This is a genomic window from Pseudoalteromonas sp. R86517 (assembly GCF_042466295.1).
Taxonomy (GTDB): domain Bacteria; phylum Pseudomonadota; class Gammaproteobacteria; order Enterobacterales; family Alteromonadaceae; genus Pseudoalteromonas; species Pseudoalteromonas atlantica.
The window spans coordinates 583,255-598,865 of the sequence record NZ_JAXHCB010000003.1; the positions used below are offsets into that span (position 1 = coordinate 583,255).

The window sequence follows — 15,611 nt, forward strand, 5'->3', positions numbered from 1 at the left end:
TTATTGTGTTTGTTCACTTTGCTGTTTTTTATACTCTTCAAAATTTTTATCTTGATTTTCAAGGCACTCGTAATATTCTTTATCGGCTTTATAATTACATTCATCTAAACGTGCTGATTGAATTTCGTGAAAGCGAGCGTCGGAGCTGCACCCAGCAAGTACCGAAAATCCCACAAACAGCAATGCGCTTTTAGTTATTTGACTGATTAACATTAGAATTCCTTACACTTTCGTTATCGAAAGCAACAATATTATTGTATATTAGCGTCATAAAAACCTGACTTTGCATAGGACCCATAATTATGATGTCGCAGTTACAAAAGCTGTTTCAGCGTATAGACAAAAGCAAGATATTTCAATCATTTGTTATAGCTGTCATTGTTGTTTCTGCCCTCACCGTAGGTGCTCATACATATTCTCTTCACCCCACTGTAGAATTTATTCTAAATTGGATGGATGTAGGGATCACAGCTTTCTTTTTAATCGAACTCATTATTCGCTTTATTGCAAGTAAAGGAATAAAAGACTTCTTTTCAAAGGGCTGGAATATATTCGATACCATTATTGTACTTGGCAGCTTATACCCAGCTGCAGGCTCAACCATGTTACTTGCCCGATTGCTGCGTATATTTAGGGTACTGCGTTTAGTATCTATGATCCCAGAGCTGCGTTTGCTTGTAAATTCGTTGCTTAAAGCCATTCCGCAAATGGGCTATATAGCACTGCTTATGTTTGTTATTTTTTATATTTACGCAGCCATGGGCAGTATGATGTTTGCCGATATTAACCCGGTACTTTGGCAAGATGTATCCATTTCAATGTTGACGCTATTTAGGATAGCTACCTTTGAAGATTGGACCGACATTATGTACGAAACCATGGCGGTGTACGAGCTGAGCTGGATTTACTACCTCACGTTTATCTTTTTAACTGCGTTTGTGTTTTTAAACATGATGGTAGGTGCCATTTTAGAAGTAATGAGCGAGGAGCATCGAAATGCCCGTGAGCTAAAAGCGGATAATAACTCACTTCCTGCAACGCAGGGACAAGTGGTTGAACTACAAGCGCAAATAGCTGAGCTAAAAACGTTATTAAGTAAAACCTCAGATATTACCAACTCCAATAAATAGCTGATCTATTTTACTTGCTAAAACTTAAAAAGCCCTTTGTATTGAGTTAATACAAAGGGCTTTTAGTTACTCACCTTGTTGTTCTTGCGTGCTTTCAAACGAAATAACATTATCAACCTTCATTTTAAATGCTTCAAAAAACGCATTTTTTAATACCGAAACCACGGCTTCAAAAGTAGATACATCAGCGTTATCTAATTGCCCATCTATGGGCACCCGAGCAGCCACCAGCTTTGACTCATCGTTTTCTAATAGCGAGCTGAGTAAATCAATACTGCCTTCAAAAATAGCGGTAAATAGACCGTCATTATCTTTTTCTATATCTTCGCGCCACGAAAAAACACTTAAATCGTGCACACCCGCTTTTACATATCCATTTAAGTTATTATTGTTAGCGGCCAATTCCATTGCGCCATCTATTCCGCCGGCTTCAATGTCAAATGGGGTATACACTTTAAAAACAGTTTCGAGATTTTTAACCGAAAAACGCTGCACTTCAACATTAAAATCAAAATTAGCTTCATCACTAAAGGGGTCCAATTTACCATTTAAAGACAGCTTAGCTTCGCCCATTAGCTGCCCTTCTACTTTTAAACTCGTAACTAAAGTTTTAGAGAGGTTTTGTGCATTGGTAATATTGTTAATGTTAGCGTTTATATTTGATACGTAAGTAGGCTGCTCTCCTTCGCTGGTGGCGTTAACTAAGGTTACTTTACCATTGTCTATACGTAGCGTATCAATTGAAAAAGGCACGAGATCATTAGCAAGGCCTACCCACGTGGTTTCATCTTTCACCTGTTGATTTTGTTCAGCGGTAGTTGGGTCTTTATCGTAAATAACAATTTCTGGGCGGGTAAAAGCCATGTTGGTGACAAAATTACCGTTTAATAAAGCAGACCACGCAAGCGAAAAATCAAGTGTATCAATAGACAGTAACGGCTTAGGCACCTGCGTGGCATCTACCGCGTAAATTTCTACCTCATCAACAGCGTAAGCGCCTCGGTATAAGTACAAATCAACATCACCCACATGCCCTGTTATGCCTTGGGTTTGTTCAAGCTGCTGATTTACATAATATTGAACCGCATAAGGGGCTAAAGCTCTGAGTAAAATTAACCCCAAGGCTGTAACCACTAAAGCATAAAACCATTTTTTACGTGTATTTTTAAAAGTAGAAGCCATTATCTATCCTTATGTGAAGGCTTAGCATCTCGGCATAAGTAAAAAATACCTGCATAAGTGAATTAAGTACCCACAAAGCAGCGAAAACCGAGCGAATAAAGGTGTAATAGATCAGTACGAGCAAAAGCTATACCAAAAAATGCAATTCATAGGGGTTGTGGGTACACACAATACATAAATATTTACAAATAGAATTTTTAAATACATAGCTTTACTCGAATTCCCAAGCAACCTCAACTACAGTAAAAAGTAACTAACACAAGAACATATAACCTATGAGCCCAGTCTTTTTTATTTTAATTACTCTTTTACTAACCAGTATTGTTTGGTCAGTTATATTTTTAATGGCGTGGTATACGTTAGGGAAAAAATCATATTCGTTATTTTGGGCCTGCGCATTTATGTGCTCTGCGTGTCAATGGGGTACAATATTATTGCGGCCCTACTTCGAATCAGAAACCTTCTATTGGCTACTGGCTGTTAGCTTTTCTATGGGGTCTGTCATTTTGGGAACATGGGGACACAGTATACGTGCCCGAAGCCCTATCAAAATCGATTATTTGTTGGCTTTAGCCGTGATTACGTTAGCTGCAGTTTATTATTATAAAGCCGTGAACGTTCATGTTGGTTTGTTTATGTCTTTATATATTTATTACGATATTTTACTGCTGCTAATAAACGCCGTCATTATAATAAAACATAAACCTAAGTCGCTACCCGCTGAAATTGGGGCTGCCATTACTTACACTTTGTGCGGCGTATGTTTATTTATTGCGGCCACTATCGCACTAATGCAAGGCAGCCAGGTTAACCAAGCTTACTTAGATTTATATACACTCATTAATTTTATAACAGTCCCAACTGCACATGTTGGTATGGCTGTATTTATTATTTTTATAATGGCCTCAGATTTAGCGCAAGAAATGCAAAAACTCGCCATGACCGACGTACTCACACAATGTATAAACAGACGTGGTTTTTACGACGTTGGCCAAAAAAAGCTTGAAAATAAATTAAGCTGCGAACAACACGTATCGCTTATATATTGGGATATAGACTCGTTTAAAAATATAAATGATAAATACGGCCATGCAGGTGGAGATGAAGTACTAATCCAAGCAACAAAACGGGTAAGAGCGTGTTTAAATAAAGAAGATATATTTGCCCGTATAGGCGGAGAAGAATTTGTAATACTGATAGCCAGAGATTCAGAGCTAAAAGCAAAGCAATTTGCCGATACTCTACGTACTACTCTTGCAAGTAAGCCCATTGAATACAAACAACAATTTATAAATGTTACAGCAAGCTTTGGTGTTATAGGCATTAAATGTGCAACTATTCAAATAGACAAAGCGATAGATTTAGCAGATAAAGCGTTATACATAGCAAAACACGAAGGAAAAAATAAAGTAGCGTATGCAATGCCGCTTAACTAACACTAGGGCGTGTTGATCTTTGATGCTTGAATTTGCAGCAGTGTGTTTGTTTTTTAGGCAAGGCAGAGCCTATGAAGTGTGGTTATTCCACATAAATAGGCGATAACGCAGCATAAATGCCAAACATGCGCTGCCCTTCGGATTCTGCCTAGGGGCGATAAACTCTTTGTTGCCTACATGGATGTAGGTAAGGGGCGTGAGCAGGACGCGGAAGCTTTGCTCGGTTTTTACTTATTCTTACATGGATGTAAGTCATTAGAATAACGCAGGAGCAGTTATCGAGCCCACTAGGTTACAAACCTCGCGCCGCGATTTAATCGCCCCTAGATTGAACAAATTTCAATCCGCTAAGGTCAACACGCCCTAACTAAAAAAGGGGTTAGCAATATGCTAACCCCTTTTAAATACATACTTTTAAATGCAGAAATTATTCACCGTCTACAATGATGCGAAGCATACGACGAAGTGGCTCTGCAGCACCCCATAACAGCTGATCGCCCACGGTAAATGCGCTAATGTATTTAGGACCCATGGCTAATTTACGAATACGACCAACAGGAATACTTAAAGTACCTGTTACTTTAACTGGGGTTAAGTCAGTTGCACTAATTTCGCGCTCATTAGGGATAACTTTAACCCACTCGTTATGAGAAGCTAAAATTTCTTCAATTTTTTCTACGCTAATGTCTTCACGTAATTTAATGGTCATCGCTTGGCTATGACAACGCATTGCACCAATACGTACACATAAACCATCAATTGGCACAGGCTGTTTAGAAGAGCCTAAAATTTTGTTCGCTTCAACCTGAGCTTTCCACTCTTCTTTAGACTGGCCACTTGGCATTGGTACGTCAATCCAAGGAATTAAGCTACCGGCTAGCGGCACGCCAAATTGGTCTTGTGGTAAATCGCTTGAAGCCATTTTTTCGCTCACTATTTTATCAATTTCTAAAATAGCTGAACTTGGGTTATCTAGTTGCTCGGCAACGCTTGAATGAATAGCGCCCATTTGTGCTATAAGCTCTTTCATATTACGAGCGCCGGCACCAGAGGCCGCTTGGTAAGTCATTGGGCTTACCCACTCAATTAGGTCTTGCTCAAACAAACCACCTAAAGCAAGTAGCATTAACGATACGGTACAGTTACCACCTACAAAAGTTTTTACGCCTTGCTCTAAACCTTGTTCAATGACATCTTTATTTACAGGGTCAAGTACAATAATGCTGTCATCAACCATACGAAGTGCAGAAGCTGCATCAATCCAGTAACCATCCCAACCCGATTCGCGTAATTTAGGGTAAACCGCTTTGGTATAATCACCACCTTGACAGGTAACAATAATATCCATTTTAGCAAGTTCATTTACATCACTTGCATCTAATAACGGTTTTGCGTCGCCAGCAATATCAGGGCCGAGTTGCCCAGCTTGTGAGGTGGTGAAAAAGGTGGTGTCGATATGTGCAAAATCACTTTGCTGTTGCATACGTTCTAATAACACAGAGCCAACCATGCCACGCCAACCGACTAATCCTACTTTTTTCATTGTTTTTTCCACTGTTTGATTCATAAAAGATGCCTTAATACATTAAAAATTAAAATTCATTGCGTGAGAATTAATTTTTATTAAAACCAATCATATTAAGTTATTAATCATTTATAGCGGCAAATTAATAGCGAGATAACAAGCCATAAATTTTTATATGTAGCTGTTCTGCATCAAAAATTTATAACGCAGTTCGCGCTTTATTGAGCACGCTAGAATGACTAGATATTTAAGTCGATTAGTATAAAGCTAACCTAACACCCCAAGCGCCCTAAAACTAGTAAATAAAGCGAAACTTAAATATTTTTCATAGTCATAAAAAAGCCCTGTATTAAATACAGGGCTAATCGGTAGTTAGGTTTTATTATATCCCCCTTCCTTGGGAAGAAAATTAAAACTCGTAGCTGTAACTTAAATCAAACGTTACACCTTGCTCTTTTGAGCGCACTATAATGTCTGATTGTGTTACCTCTTGATCTTCATCGAGTAAATTTTTAACTTTAAACTTAATCTTAGAATTAAAATCAGGGTAATAAGTATAAACTAAATCAAGTGAGTGAAATGGCTGCTCATACGCGTCATCTCTATTAGCAACACCCGCTGCTAAAATTCGCTCACCAAATACGTTATAAACTAATGAACTGCTGTGCATGCCATCTAACGAATCGTAGTTTAATTGTAAATTAACTACATATTCAGAGTGGCCAGTCATACGTTTTTTAGGATTAGTTAATGTACCCGCAAGTGCTGGGTCAATAGACGCTTCAGAATCACTTAATGTGATATTACCGCTAGTAAATAGGCCTTCACTTACAAATGTTAAGTCTTGTAGCCATTCAGCTTCAATACCATAAACTTCTGCTGTTTCACCATTTATAAACGATGCTGAGTAATCTTCATCACCAATGTTTAAAACTGTTTCAATTGGCGCTGTAATATCTTTATAAAACGCCGCTACGCTAAATGAATTACCGGCTTGTCCGTAATATTCATAACGTAAGTCGTAGTTTTTAATTGGGCTACTCTTTATACCTGTGCGACCAAACGTTCTAATGTCGGTCAAAGGGTCGTAATACGTAACAGGCACTACTTCACGAAAATCAGGGCGTACCACTGTTTCACCATAACCTAAGCGCACTTGGTAATCATCGCCACCTACATAGGTAACAGACAGTGCCGGATACCAATCATCGGTAATAACAGAGCCTGCTTGAATTTTATCTGGATCGTAAAAGGTATTTAAATCGTCTTCATCAAAAATAAGGCTCGATGTACCGATAGAAGATTGTTTAAATTCCTCATAACGAATACCACCGCTTATTCTTATCCATTGATCATAAAACACATCGAAAGACGCATAACCTGCATCCACCTTTTGCGCAGCAATGTAATCATCGGCATCAGGGGCTGTTGGCTCATTAAAGTCAACTAACACAGCGTTATTATCAATAAAGTCGTCAGTTAAAAAACCACTATTATTAAGCGCATCAGTGCTACCGTCGTTTATTGAAATACCTGAGCCGCCACTGTTGTTTATAGCAAAGCTTGAGGTATTAAATATTCGAGCTCTGTCAGAAAAATCGTAACCAACTTTAAACTCAACTTCCATAGACTCAAAGCTAAGCGGCAGCGTTAAGTTACCACCGTACGACTTAACACGCTCTTCCATATTGGTGTATGACATAATTACACGGTTATCATCCCCTGTAATAGTTGAGCCGGCATAGCTGCCATCACTATTATAAGTGTCACGAAACTCAAAATCGGCACTGGTAGGTATATCAGTCGTTGCTTTAGCTTCGGTGTACTGCCAATCGGCACCAATACCAAAATAATCTAAAAAGGTATGTTGGCCCATAACTTGAGTAATGTTTAATTGGCGTTCTTCGTAATTAAACTCATGATTACGGTTTGCAATCCCATCACCCGCAATACTAAACGTAGAACTACCCGCAGGGCTTTGCGAAATAGCAATTTCAGACTCATCTTCATTATCAATAATGTAAAGCTGTTGAGCAGAAATACTGTGCGTACCTAAACGGTATGACAAGCTCAATGAACCGTTATAACTTTCGGTTTCAGTGGTCACTTGCGAATTTTTGACTGTGTTGTAACACGAGTTACTCACATCTTCACTGGTCGCTAACGACGTTGTACAATCAACATTGCCTTCTTCGTTTTCTAAATCTTGGGTGATAACTGAGCTAAAACGTTCTTCAAAATCCCATTCGTTTTTGTAAGCACCTGCCAGTAAAAACCCAACCTTGCCGCCAAAATAGCTCTCTTCAAAACTATCACCATAATGGGCTTTAATATTATAACGCGGGTCTAACGACTCTTCTTTTAACTCATAATCGCGAGGAAGCGACTTTAAAAGTGCGTTATTAACAGCGGTTGCTTGTTCTGCACGCGTTAAATCGCCATCTTCAAAGCCTTCACTACTAACAATATTGCCAATACTAAAATCACCACGGTATGTTGAAATCGCCTGCGATAACTCACTTGGAATGCCATTTTCGTTACGATTGTAGGTAAAGCCATCACTTGATGCCGTATCGTAACCTGCACCCACCTCAATGCCTGCTGTAAATTCACTCGGTGCGGTTTTAGTTCTAATATCTATATTACCGCCACCAAACGCTGCTGGCATGTCTGGAGAGTAAGCTTTTTGAACGGCCATACTTTCAATTATACTTGCAGGGAAAATATCCAGCGGAATAACGTTACGGGTTAAATCTGGGCTTGGGATGTAAGCGCCATTTAAACGCGCACTAGAGTAACGCTCACCAAGGCCCCTAACGTAAATAAACTTACCATCAACAAGCGTTAAGCCTGTTACTCGACGAAGCGCAGATGCTGCGTCGCTGTCGCCCGTGCGTGATAATTGTTCAGAGCCTAAAATATCGGCAACAAAGGCTTGGTTTTTACGTTCTTCTACAACTGCCGCAGCGCTCCCTTGTAAACGCGTACCTACAGCAACAACTTCTTCTATTTCTTGTTCGTTTGTTAACTGTTCATCGGCTTGTGCAGCAATTAAGCTAGTCGAATGAGCGACTAAACCTAAACCAATTGCCCAGGTAATTTGATTGAGTCTATGCTTTTTAGACATGAGATAATCCTAATCAGGTTATACAAAAGAGGCGCCTGACGCTTAAATAACAAGCCACAAGGCGCCTTTAATCAGAGGTTATAATGGTGTGCTATTTAGTCAGCATTTGCTGCTGTAACAGCCGCTTCAACCCATTTATACCAGCTAGAGTCTGTATCCTGATCCGATACCGCACCAATGTAGTTTACGCTTTCAAAAAATGAATCGCTTGTGCTTAAGTCTGTTGCAGTAACCGTTACTTCTGCAGCTGCTGTGTTCGTTGCAAATCCGTTATCTGCAAGTACTGCAACATCATCAGTTAAGATTTGGTTAGCACCGTCATTTTCAAACCACGCTGTTTTTGTTTGACCTTCTAATGGGCCGCTTGCAAACGTATCTGTATCAGTAAAGTTTGCAGAACACGCCATTACAGAGCTTGTGAATGAGATTTTATCTGCTTGTGCTTCACCGTCGCCTGAGAACTCAATACATTGCGTGTTAGTTGCGTTTTGCTTAACGATAACAGTGTTGTAAATGCTTGAATTAAATTGGTCATCAAACTTGTAAGCTTGTGAGGGGTCGTCATCACGTACCGAGTTACCATCGGTAGTTACAACCGTTACATTGGCAACCGTTGGGTTAGATGGAGACACTTGCTCGGTAGAAGAACCTTTAACACCATCAGACTCAAAGCCATTGTTACCCATGTTAACAACAGTGCCGTCATTTAGTGTCACAGTACCGTGTTGAATAAATAAGTACTGAGCTTTACCTTGCCAACCTGCGTCAAAGTCAAACGAATCATCTTGTGTATCTGTTACCGCTACGTGTTTAAGCGTTGTAGCACCACCAAAAATTTCAATACCGTCATCAAAACCTTGGTGAATGTGTAGGTAATCAAACTCAGAACCAGAGCCAACTGCATTTAGTGTTAGTGAATTCAAATCATCGCCTTCACCACCAACGCGAGGGCCTGAGCCTGCGTACCAAATTTTAGCCCATTTAATATTACCGCTAGAGTCTGCATTATCGTTACCACCAAAGTAACTTGTAATACCTTCAGAGGCTACGTTACACGTACCACCGTCACGCTCTGCATCAGTACATTGGTCAGTAATGCCGTTACCATTAATGATGATACCGCCCCAATCTGCGTAGCGTGCGCCTTCGCCTGCTGTATCAAAACGGTCAAACGCGTTTGCCGAAGTAAATACAACCGGCTTTTCTTCAGTACCTACCGCTTGAATTTTTGCACCACGTGCAATACGTACAATTGCTTCACCTGAGCCAAATGCTAAAACGGCACCTGGTTCAACGGTCATTGTTGGACCATTTGCTGGTACTTCAAAGCCATCTACTGTGCTGCCGTCTTCGCCAATTTGTAATGCATCTTCAAAAACGTGAACACCGCCATCAGGTAGCTCAGCGAAAGTAATGTTGCTTGTGATAGAAATTGTTTTGCTTGCAAACGAGTCGTTGTATAAACAATCAATGCCACTTACTACGCCTGTTACCGTACCTGCATCTGATTCGTAGCTTGCACAAACAGCTTCTTCTTCAGTTGTTGAACCAGTTGTATTGTTTGAATTATTAACACTGTTATCTGTTGACGAGCTGTTATCGTTTACAGTAGGTGTAATTTCGATATCGCCGCCACAGCCAGCTAGTGTCATTGCAGTTGCTACTAGGCTGACCTTAAATAAATCAGATAATTTCATTGTTCACTCCGTTAAAGTATTTAATTATTTTGTTAGTGCATTAAGTAAAAACTTAAGTCACTTTAAGGCACGATACTCATGCATTAAGGTGACCTGAGTTATCGGATGCAAATAAGATACTGTAGAGATATGACAAAGCAGTTACAGTTTAGTAACCATAAGATGACAATAGTAATTAATTTAAATTCAACAACTTAAATATTTTAACAACGAAAAAAACCGCCCTCAGGCGGTTTTGGTGTTGCGATTATGAAATAGGTAAACGCTTTATTATTTGTAAAATAGCGTTAGGGTATAAAGTTAAAGTAACGCGGCTTTAAGTGTTTGCGCATGCACTTTTTCACGCTTAACATATTTAATCCACTGCTTTGCTAAACGTTGTGATTTATCATGCTTTTGGGCTTGTTCAAACGCTAAAATAGACGCATCAAAATTTTGCATATTGTACTGTGCCATACCTAGCGCAACGTAAGCGTTTGATTCAAAATCAAGACCGCCTTTATCAAGCGCCTTACGCGCAGCATCAGCCGCTTCTTCGTATTGCTCAGTGTTAACAAACACTTCTGCTAGGCGTTGATCGTACTTACCATGCTCTGATAGGTCAGCCGCTTTAGCAAAGTAGCTAATCGATTTTTCATCTTCTTTAGCTTGAATCATGGCCTCTGCAATAAAGGCATAGTTTTTCGCTGATTTTTCTACAATGCCTTTTTCTATCGCATCACTCATTGTTTTAGCTGCTTTGTATGCCAGGCCGTTATAAAGGTAAGTTTGCGATAACTGTCTTAAATCAGACTTGGTTTTTAAAAAGCCTTGTTGATACGCCGCTTCTATTACTGCTAGTTGCTCTTTTTCTTTGCCGGTTTCTCCATACATACCAGCTAGTTGAACCCAATACTCTGGTTTATTGTAAAGTTTAACCATGCGCTCAAGCACTGCAACTACTTTATCTGTTTGATTAAGTGAGTAATACATAGCGCGCTGTAGTACCAGCCAGTTTTCTTTAGGGGTTTTGCCTTCGCTATCGCTAAGAGCAATAACTTGATTAATGTACTCAAGCCCCTTTGGGTATTCTTTTAACTGGTAATAAGTTTGCGCTCTAAGTAAGTAATACCCTTCTGTAATAGGTTTAGTATTTATTTCATCCCACTTATCTAAAAACGCGATAACTTTTTTATACTCGCCGTTTGCCATAGCAAGCTGCGCTAGGCTAAACGTGGTACTTAAACGTAATGATTCAGGAATAGCCTCCTCGGCTACCACTTTTTCAAACGAAGCAATGGCTTTTGATAAATCATTTTCGTTGTAATAAATAAAGCCATAAAAGTTATGCATCATTGCAATTTCATACGAGTTCATACTTGAAGCTCGCTCTTGAATGCTATCAAGTGCTTCAAGGCCGGCTTTTACATCGCCATCGTCAGCAAGCTTTTGCGCACGAGCAAGCTGGCTATAAACCTTCTCGCGCAGTGCAGGTACACGCTTTGTTTTTTGCTCTTGCTCTGCATGGGCAGTTGCTACGTTTAGCCCCGGCACAAGGCTTAGCGTACTTGGCACAACAATACTTGCACTGATCGCGGCAGTGCAAAATAATGCCAGTTTTAAATTTTTAGCTGTAGGTAGTAATTTCATAATCGCCTCGCTATTTCATCCAATTAAGATAAGTTAACCATTAATTTGGAAAGATATTTTGTTTTGAACACCCGCCACTTCAACGGCTTCACCATTTACTACGCGCGGTTTATATTTAAATTTAAGTGCGGCATCCATCGCTGCTCTATCAAACAGTGACTCAGGAACCGCTTTTACTACTTGCGGGTCACGAACAGTACCTTGCTTAGTTACTGTAAATTCAACAATTACATAGCCTTCAATACCACGCGACAAAGCACGACGCGGATAAACTGGAGCTACTTTTACAATAGGTAGGTATTCACCATCACTTGTTTCAAGCGCTAAGCCACCCGCTAGGTCAACGTCGCTGCCTACATCCGCGCCAAAATCAAAATTATTGCTGGCCGCGTTTGCATCATTATTTTGCATTTGCGGCGACTCCATCGGTGGTGGTGGCTCTTTTGGTGTAGGTGGCTTTTGCGGTTTACGCTCTTTCTTTTGTACCGTTTCTTCTTTTTTCAAACGTACAAAGTCTAAAACGTTTCCTTTTACTGGCTCCGACATGGCACCTTCACCACCGGTGATCAGTGCCTGCATGCCTAAAAACAGCATAAAGGTCACTACACCCGCTACTATTAATGCTACTAAATATCGCAACATGGCTAACCCTTAAGACGCATCTTGTGCAGCAATTGAAACATCAAACGCACCTGCAGCACGCGACGCATCCATTACTTTGATTAACATATCAGTGGTGGCTTTTTTATCAGCTTGAATAACCACGCTCCCTTGTGGGTTTTCTGCTTTTAAGCGTTCGATATTGGCTTGCACTGCACGTACATCGATTTGACGTTTATTAATCCAAATCTCGCCTGTATCAGAAATAGCCACTAAAATATTAGCGCGTTCTTTTTTAACCGCTGTTGCGGCTTCTGGGCGGTTTACATCAATACCGGCTTCTTTAACAAACGAGGCGGTAACGATGAAGAAAATAAGCATGATAAATACAACGTCTAACATTGGGGTCATGTTAATTTCTTCTGCTTCGTCTTCTTGTAATAGGTTTCCTAACGGGGCTCTCATTTTTATTCTCCTAGGATGAGCGACTCTATAAGCCGCTTATCAAAATGTTACTTAATGGTCTAAAACCATGCTGTCTTCAAGTAGTTCAACTTCGCGCTTGGCTCTGCGCTGTAAGAACGTAGAGGCAAATACACCCGAAAGTGCACCAACCATACCTGCCATGGTTGGAATAGTTGCTTTAGAAACACCTGATGCCATAGAGCGCGCACTACCCGTACCGGTAATTGCCATTACATCAAATACTTCAATCATTCCCGTTACTGTGCCTAACAGCCCAAGTAGCGGACACAATGCAACCATTACATTTATCAGTGCTAAGTTGGTGTCTAAACGCATTGAAGCACGTGAAATCATCGCCTGGCGTATTTGCTCAGCATTCCAGCTATTGCGCTCTGCACGGTTTTTCCACTGCGCTTTTACGTTTTGCTTGTAACTACGAAAACCTTTGAAAAAATAAATAAATCGCTCGAGTATCAATAACCACATCGCGAAGATTAACACCCCGATGACCAAGAGGACTTGGCCACCAGTGTCGAGAAAATCACGGATAGCATTGATTGAGTCAATCAATAGCACCATGGTTTATGCTCCCTTCTCGCTTCGCTGTGCGATAATACCTGCGCTTTGCTCTTGAATAGTAAGCAAAATGTTTTTAGCGCGTGTATTAAGTAGGGTGTATAAAAATACCGTAGGAATTGCCACAACTAAGCCAAGCACCGTTGTTACCAATGCTTGCGAAATACCACCAGCCATTAGTTTAGGGTCACCTGTACCAAATAATGTAATTGCTTGGAAGGTGTTGATCATACCGGTTACTGTACCTAGTAAACCTAGCAGCGGCGCCACCACCGAGATGATTTTAATAAGCGTTAAATTACGCGTTACTTTTGGCATTTCACGTAAAATAGCTTCGCTTAATTTAAGCTCTAACGTGTCGTGGGCAACATCAGGGAACTGATCTTTTACTTTCATTACGCGGCCAAGTGGGTTGTCATCGCGTGCTACATCATCTTTAAGTTGACGACGAATTTTACCGCCCATAATCAGTAATGAGAAAAAACGTTCAAGTGAGATAAGTAAAGCAATAACACCTACACCTAAAATAACGTAACCGACTGTGCCACCTTGGTGTACGCGCTCTTCGGTATCTGGTGCTTGCACTAATAAACCTAAAATTGAGCCACCCGTTGGGTCAAGTGCAAACTGCACAATACCATTTTTTGCATTTTGTAACTCTTCTGCAGTTGCAGTAAAACGTGCTACAGGCTGGCGATTTAACTCGCTTAAGGTATTTGTTACTGGGTTAAATTCTAGGTATTTACCGTTAGAGATTAAGTTAAAAGCACCTACACGTACCACTTCTTGCTGTGCTTTTTCACCACCTTGTACAATTACATCGGTAGTAAAGCGGCTTACTTTACCTTGCTCTGTCATTTCGCGTTGTAACTCAAACCATACTTTTTCAATATCTTCGATAGAGGCAAGCTTTGAAGTAGAGCCCATTTTTTGTGCTAGCTCATCCATAAATGTGCTACGACCCGCAATTTCAGCTGATACCACAGAGGTAGCGAACTTATTGCTAGAATCACCAGCAACTTGCTGAAGCACACCAAATAGCTCTTTTAAAGAACCCATTCGTTTAGACAGTGTATCTGTTAAGTTAGCAAGTTTAATTTCGTTTTCTTCAAACTGTGTTTCTAAGCGCTCAGATTCAGCAAGCATTTGATTACGTTTTGCTTGTGTGTTGTTAAGCATTTGCACTTGTTCGTTTTGGCGCGCCATAAATTCTTGTTCGCGTTGCTTGTTTTGCGCGCTTTGAGCCGATTTGCCTTCTTCAAGTGTTTTTAATAGTGAGTCTAAGTCCATAGGCTCAGCTGCCACACTTGCGCCTGCAAAGCTTAGGCTTGCAGCAAAAAGGGCCATTTTTGTCATTTGAGTAAACAGTTTCATCTTCAACCTCTTATTCTGCTGCGTGTACTGGCAGAGTTAACATATCTGGGGCAAGTTGCTTACGTGCGATACGTAAACCTTTGTTGATTTGGCTAATTGTTGAGTCTGGTAAAGTAACAAACGACTTTGTTTCTTCATCCCAGCTACCAGCTTGCTTACCATCGCGTGTTAAATAAATAAGCTCTAAGCGGCCAATGCGTAAAAAGTCTACTTCACGCTCTTTACCGTCTACCGTTAGCAGTGAGGTGTAGGCTTCAATAGTGCGTCCGTAATCAACTTCTACTTGATATGCTTCTAATACGCGGCGGAATTTTTCGCTTGAGTTAATATCTGCACGGTCCATCATTGCGTTTAAAGAGCTAATACGCTTAGTGCGCTCTTCTTGCAAAAATGGCACATCAAGTGCTACAAATTGCTCAAGCCCTTCAATCATGCGCAGCATTAGTGGTGTGATCTGACGCTCAATAATAGAGACCTGATCCATTGAAAGGTTAAGTGACTCCATTTCTTCAATTTGGTTATTTAACTGTTTAGTTAATTGCGCGTTATAAACAGTTAAACCATCAATTTCTTTATTAAGGGTTTTAAACTGTTGAAGACGTCCTTGCATTGAATCAGCAATCTTGTCTATTTTTGTTTGTGATTGCGCAGCTGATTTATTTATTTCACTGCTTTTATCGATAACCTTTTCTAAATCATTGGCATGTACTGCAGCACTTGCTGCTACAATACCAGCTAAGATCAATGGTTTAACGCCTTTCATCGCATACACCTTTACTCGTTAATTAGCGGATTTGCTAGTTTGTTGTTTTAGCCTAAACTGACTTGTTTTAGGCTAAAGATTTTCAATGAGTGAAATTGTATAGATGA

Annotated in this window: 13 protein-coding genes; 2 read left to right on the plus strand and 11 right to left on the minus strand. The window is 40.2% G+C overall.

Features of this window, described 5'->3' with window-relative positions; translation table 11 throughout:
* Positions 1-213: a hypothetical protein gene (locus SJY38_RS19305; protein ID WP_004586334.1), complete on the minus strand. Its 213-nt coding sequence runs from the start codon at positions 211-213 to the stop codon at positions 1-3.
* A gap of 89 nt (positions 214-302) precedes the next feature.
* On the opposite strand from SJY38_RS19305, the gene SJY38_RS19310 reads away from it, so the two are divergent.
* Positions 303-1,130 (plus strand): ion transporter, encoded by an 828-nt coding sequence (locus SJY38_RS19310; protein WP_004586335.1) that lies wholly within the window; start codon positions 303-305, stop codon positions 1,128-1,130.
* Between the two features lie 66 nt (positions 1,131-1,196).
* On the opposite strand, the gene SJY38_RS19315 is transcribed toward SJY38_RS19310, so the two are convergent.
* Positions 1,197-2,312 carry a DUF748 domain-containing protein gene (locus SJY38_RS19315; protein ID WP_377110622.1) on the minus strand — a complete coding sequence of 372 codons (1,116 nt, stop codon included), beginning with the start codon at positions 2,310-2,312 and terminating at the stop codon, positions 1,197-1,199.
* A gap of 635 nt (positions 2,313-2,947) precedes the next feature.
* Between SJY38_RS19315 and SJY38_RS19320 the strand changes: the two genes are divergently transcribed.
* Complete coding sequence (locus SJY38_RS19320) at positions 2,948-3,748, plus strand: GGDEF domain-containing protein (protein WP_377110623.1); 801 nt, start codon at positions 2,948-2,950, stop codon at positions 3,746-3,748.
* A gap of 427 nt (positions 3,749-4,175) precedes the next feature.
* Here the strand turns inward: SJY38_RS19320 and asd are convergent, their stop codons facing one another.
* The 9 genes from asd to SJY38_RS19365 form a co-directional block, all read right to left on the minus strand.
* Positions 4,176-5,315, minus strand: a complete 1,140-nt coding sequence (gene asd, locus SJY38_RS19325; protein WP_039972138.1) for an aspartate-semialdehyde dehydrogenase — start codon at positions 5,313-5,315, stop codon at positions 4,176-4,178.
* A gap of 367 nt (positions 5,316-5,682) precedes the next feature.
* Positions 5,683-8,400 (minus strand): TonB-dependent receptor plug domain-containing protein, encoded by a 2,718-nt coding sequence (locus SJY38_RS19330; protein WP_004586338.1) that lies wholly within the window; start codon positions 8,398-8,400, stop codon positions 5,683-5,685.
* A gap of 95 nt (positions 8,401-8,495) precedes the next feature.
* A complete protein-coding gene (locus SJY38_RS19335; RefSeq protein WP_004586339.1) occupies positions 8,496-10,097 on the minus strand; it encodes a hypothetical protein in 1,602 nt (533 codons plus the stop codon).
* A 300-nt stretch (positions 10,098-10,397) separates the two neighbouring features.
* A complete protein-coding gene (locus SJY38_RS19340) occupies positions 10,398-11,726 on the minus strand; it encodes a CDC27 family protein (RefSeq protein ID WP_377110624.1) in 1,329 nt (442 codons plus the stop codon).
* A 33-nt stretch (positions 11,727-11,759) separates the two neighbouring features.
* A complete protein-coding gene (locus SJY38_RS19345) occupies positions 11,760-12,365 on the minus strand; it encodes an energy transducer TonB (RefSeq protein ID WP_029772986.1) in 606 nt (201 codons plus the stop codon).
* Between the two features lie 12 nt (positions 12,366-12,377).
* Positions 12,378-12,791 carry a biopolymer transporter ExbD gene (locus tag SJY38_RS19350; RefSeq protein WP_004586342.1) on the minus strand — a complete coding sequence of 138 codons (414 nt, stop codon included), beginning with the start codon at positions 12,789-12,791 and terminating at the stop codon, positions 12,378-12,380.
* Between the two features lie 51 nt (positions 12,792-12,842).
* Positions 12,843-13,370 (minus strand): MotA/TolQ/ExbB proton channel family protein, encoded by a 528-nt coding sequence (locus SJY38_RS19355; RefSeq protein WP_029772985.1) that lies wholly within the window; start codon positions 13,368-13,370, stop codon positions 12,843-12,845.
* Positions 13,371-13,373: 3 nt separating this feature from the next.
* Positions 13,374-14,741, minus strand: coding sequence for a MotA/TolQ/ExbB proton channel family protein (locus tag SJY38_RS19360; RefSeq protein ID WP_024031703.1), 1,368 nt, complete (start codon positions 14,739-14,741; stop codon positions 13,374-13,376).
* Positions 14,742-14,751: 10 nt separating this feature from the next.
* Positions 14,752-15,504, minus strand: coding sequence for a DUF3450 domain-containing protein (locus SJY38_RS19365; protein WP_004586345.1), 753 nt, complete (start codon positions 15,502-15,504; stop codon positions 14,752-14,754).
* Between the last annotated feature and the right edge of the window lie 107 nt (positions 15,505-15,611).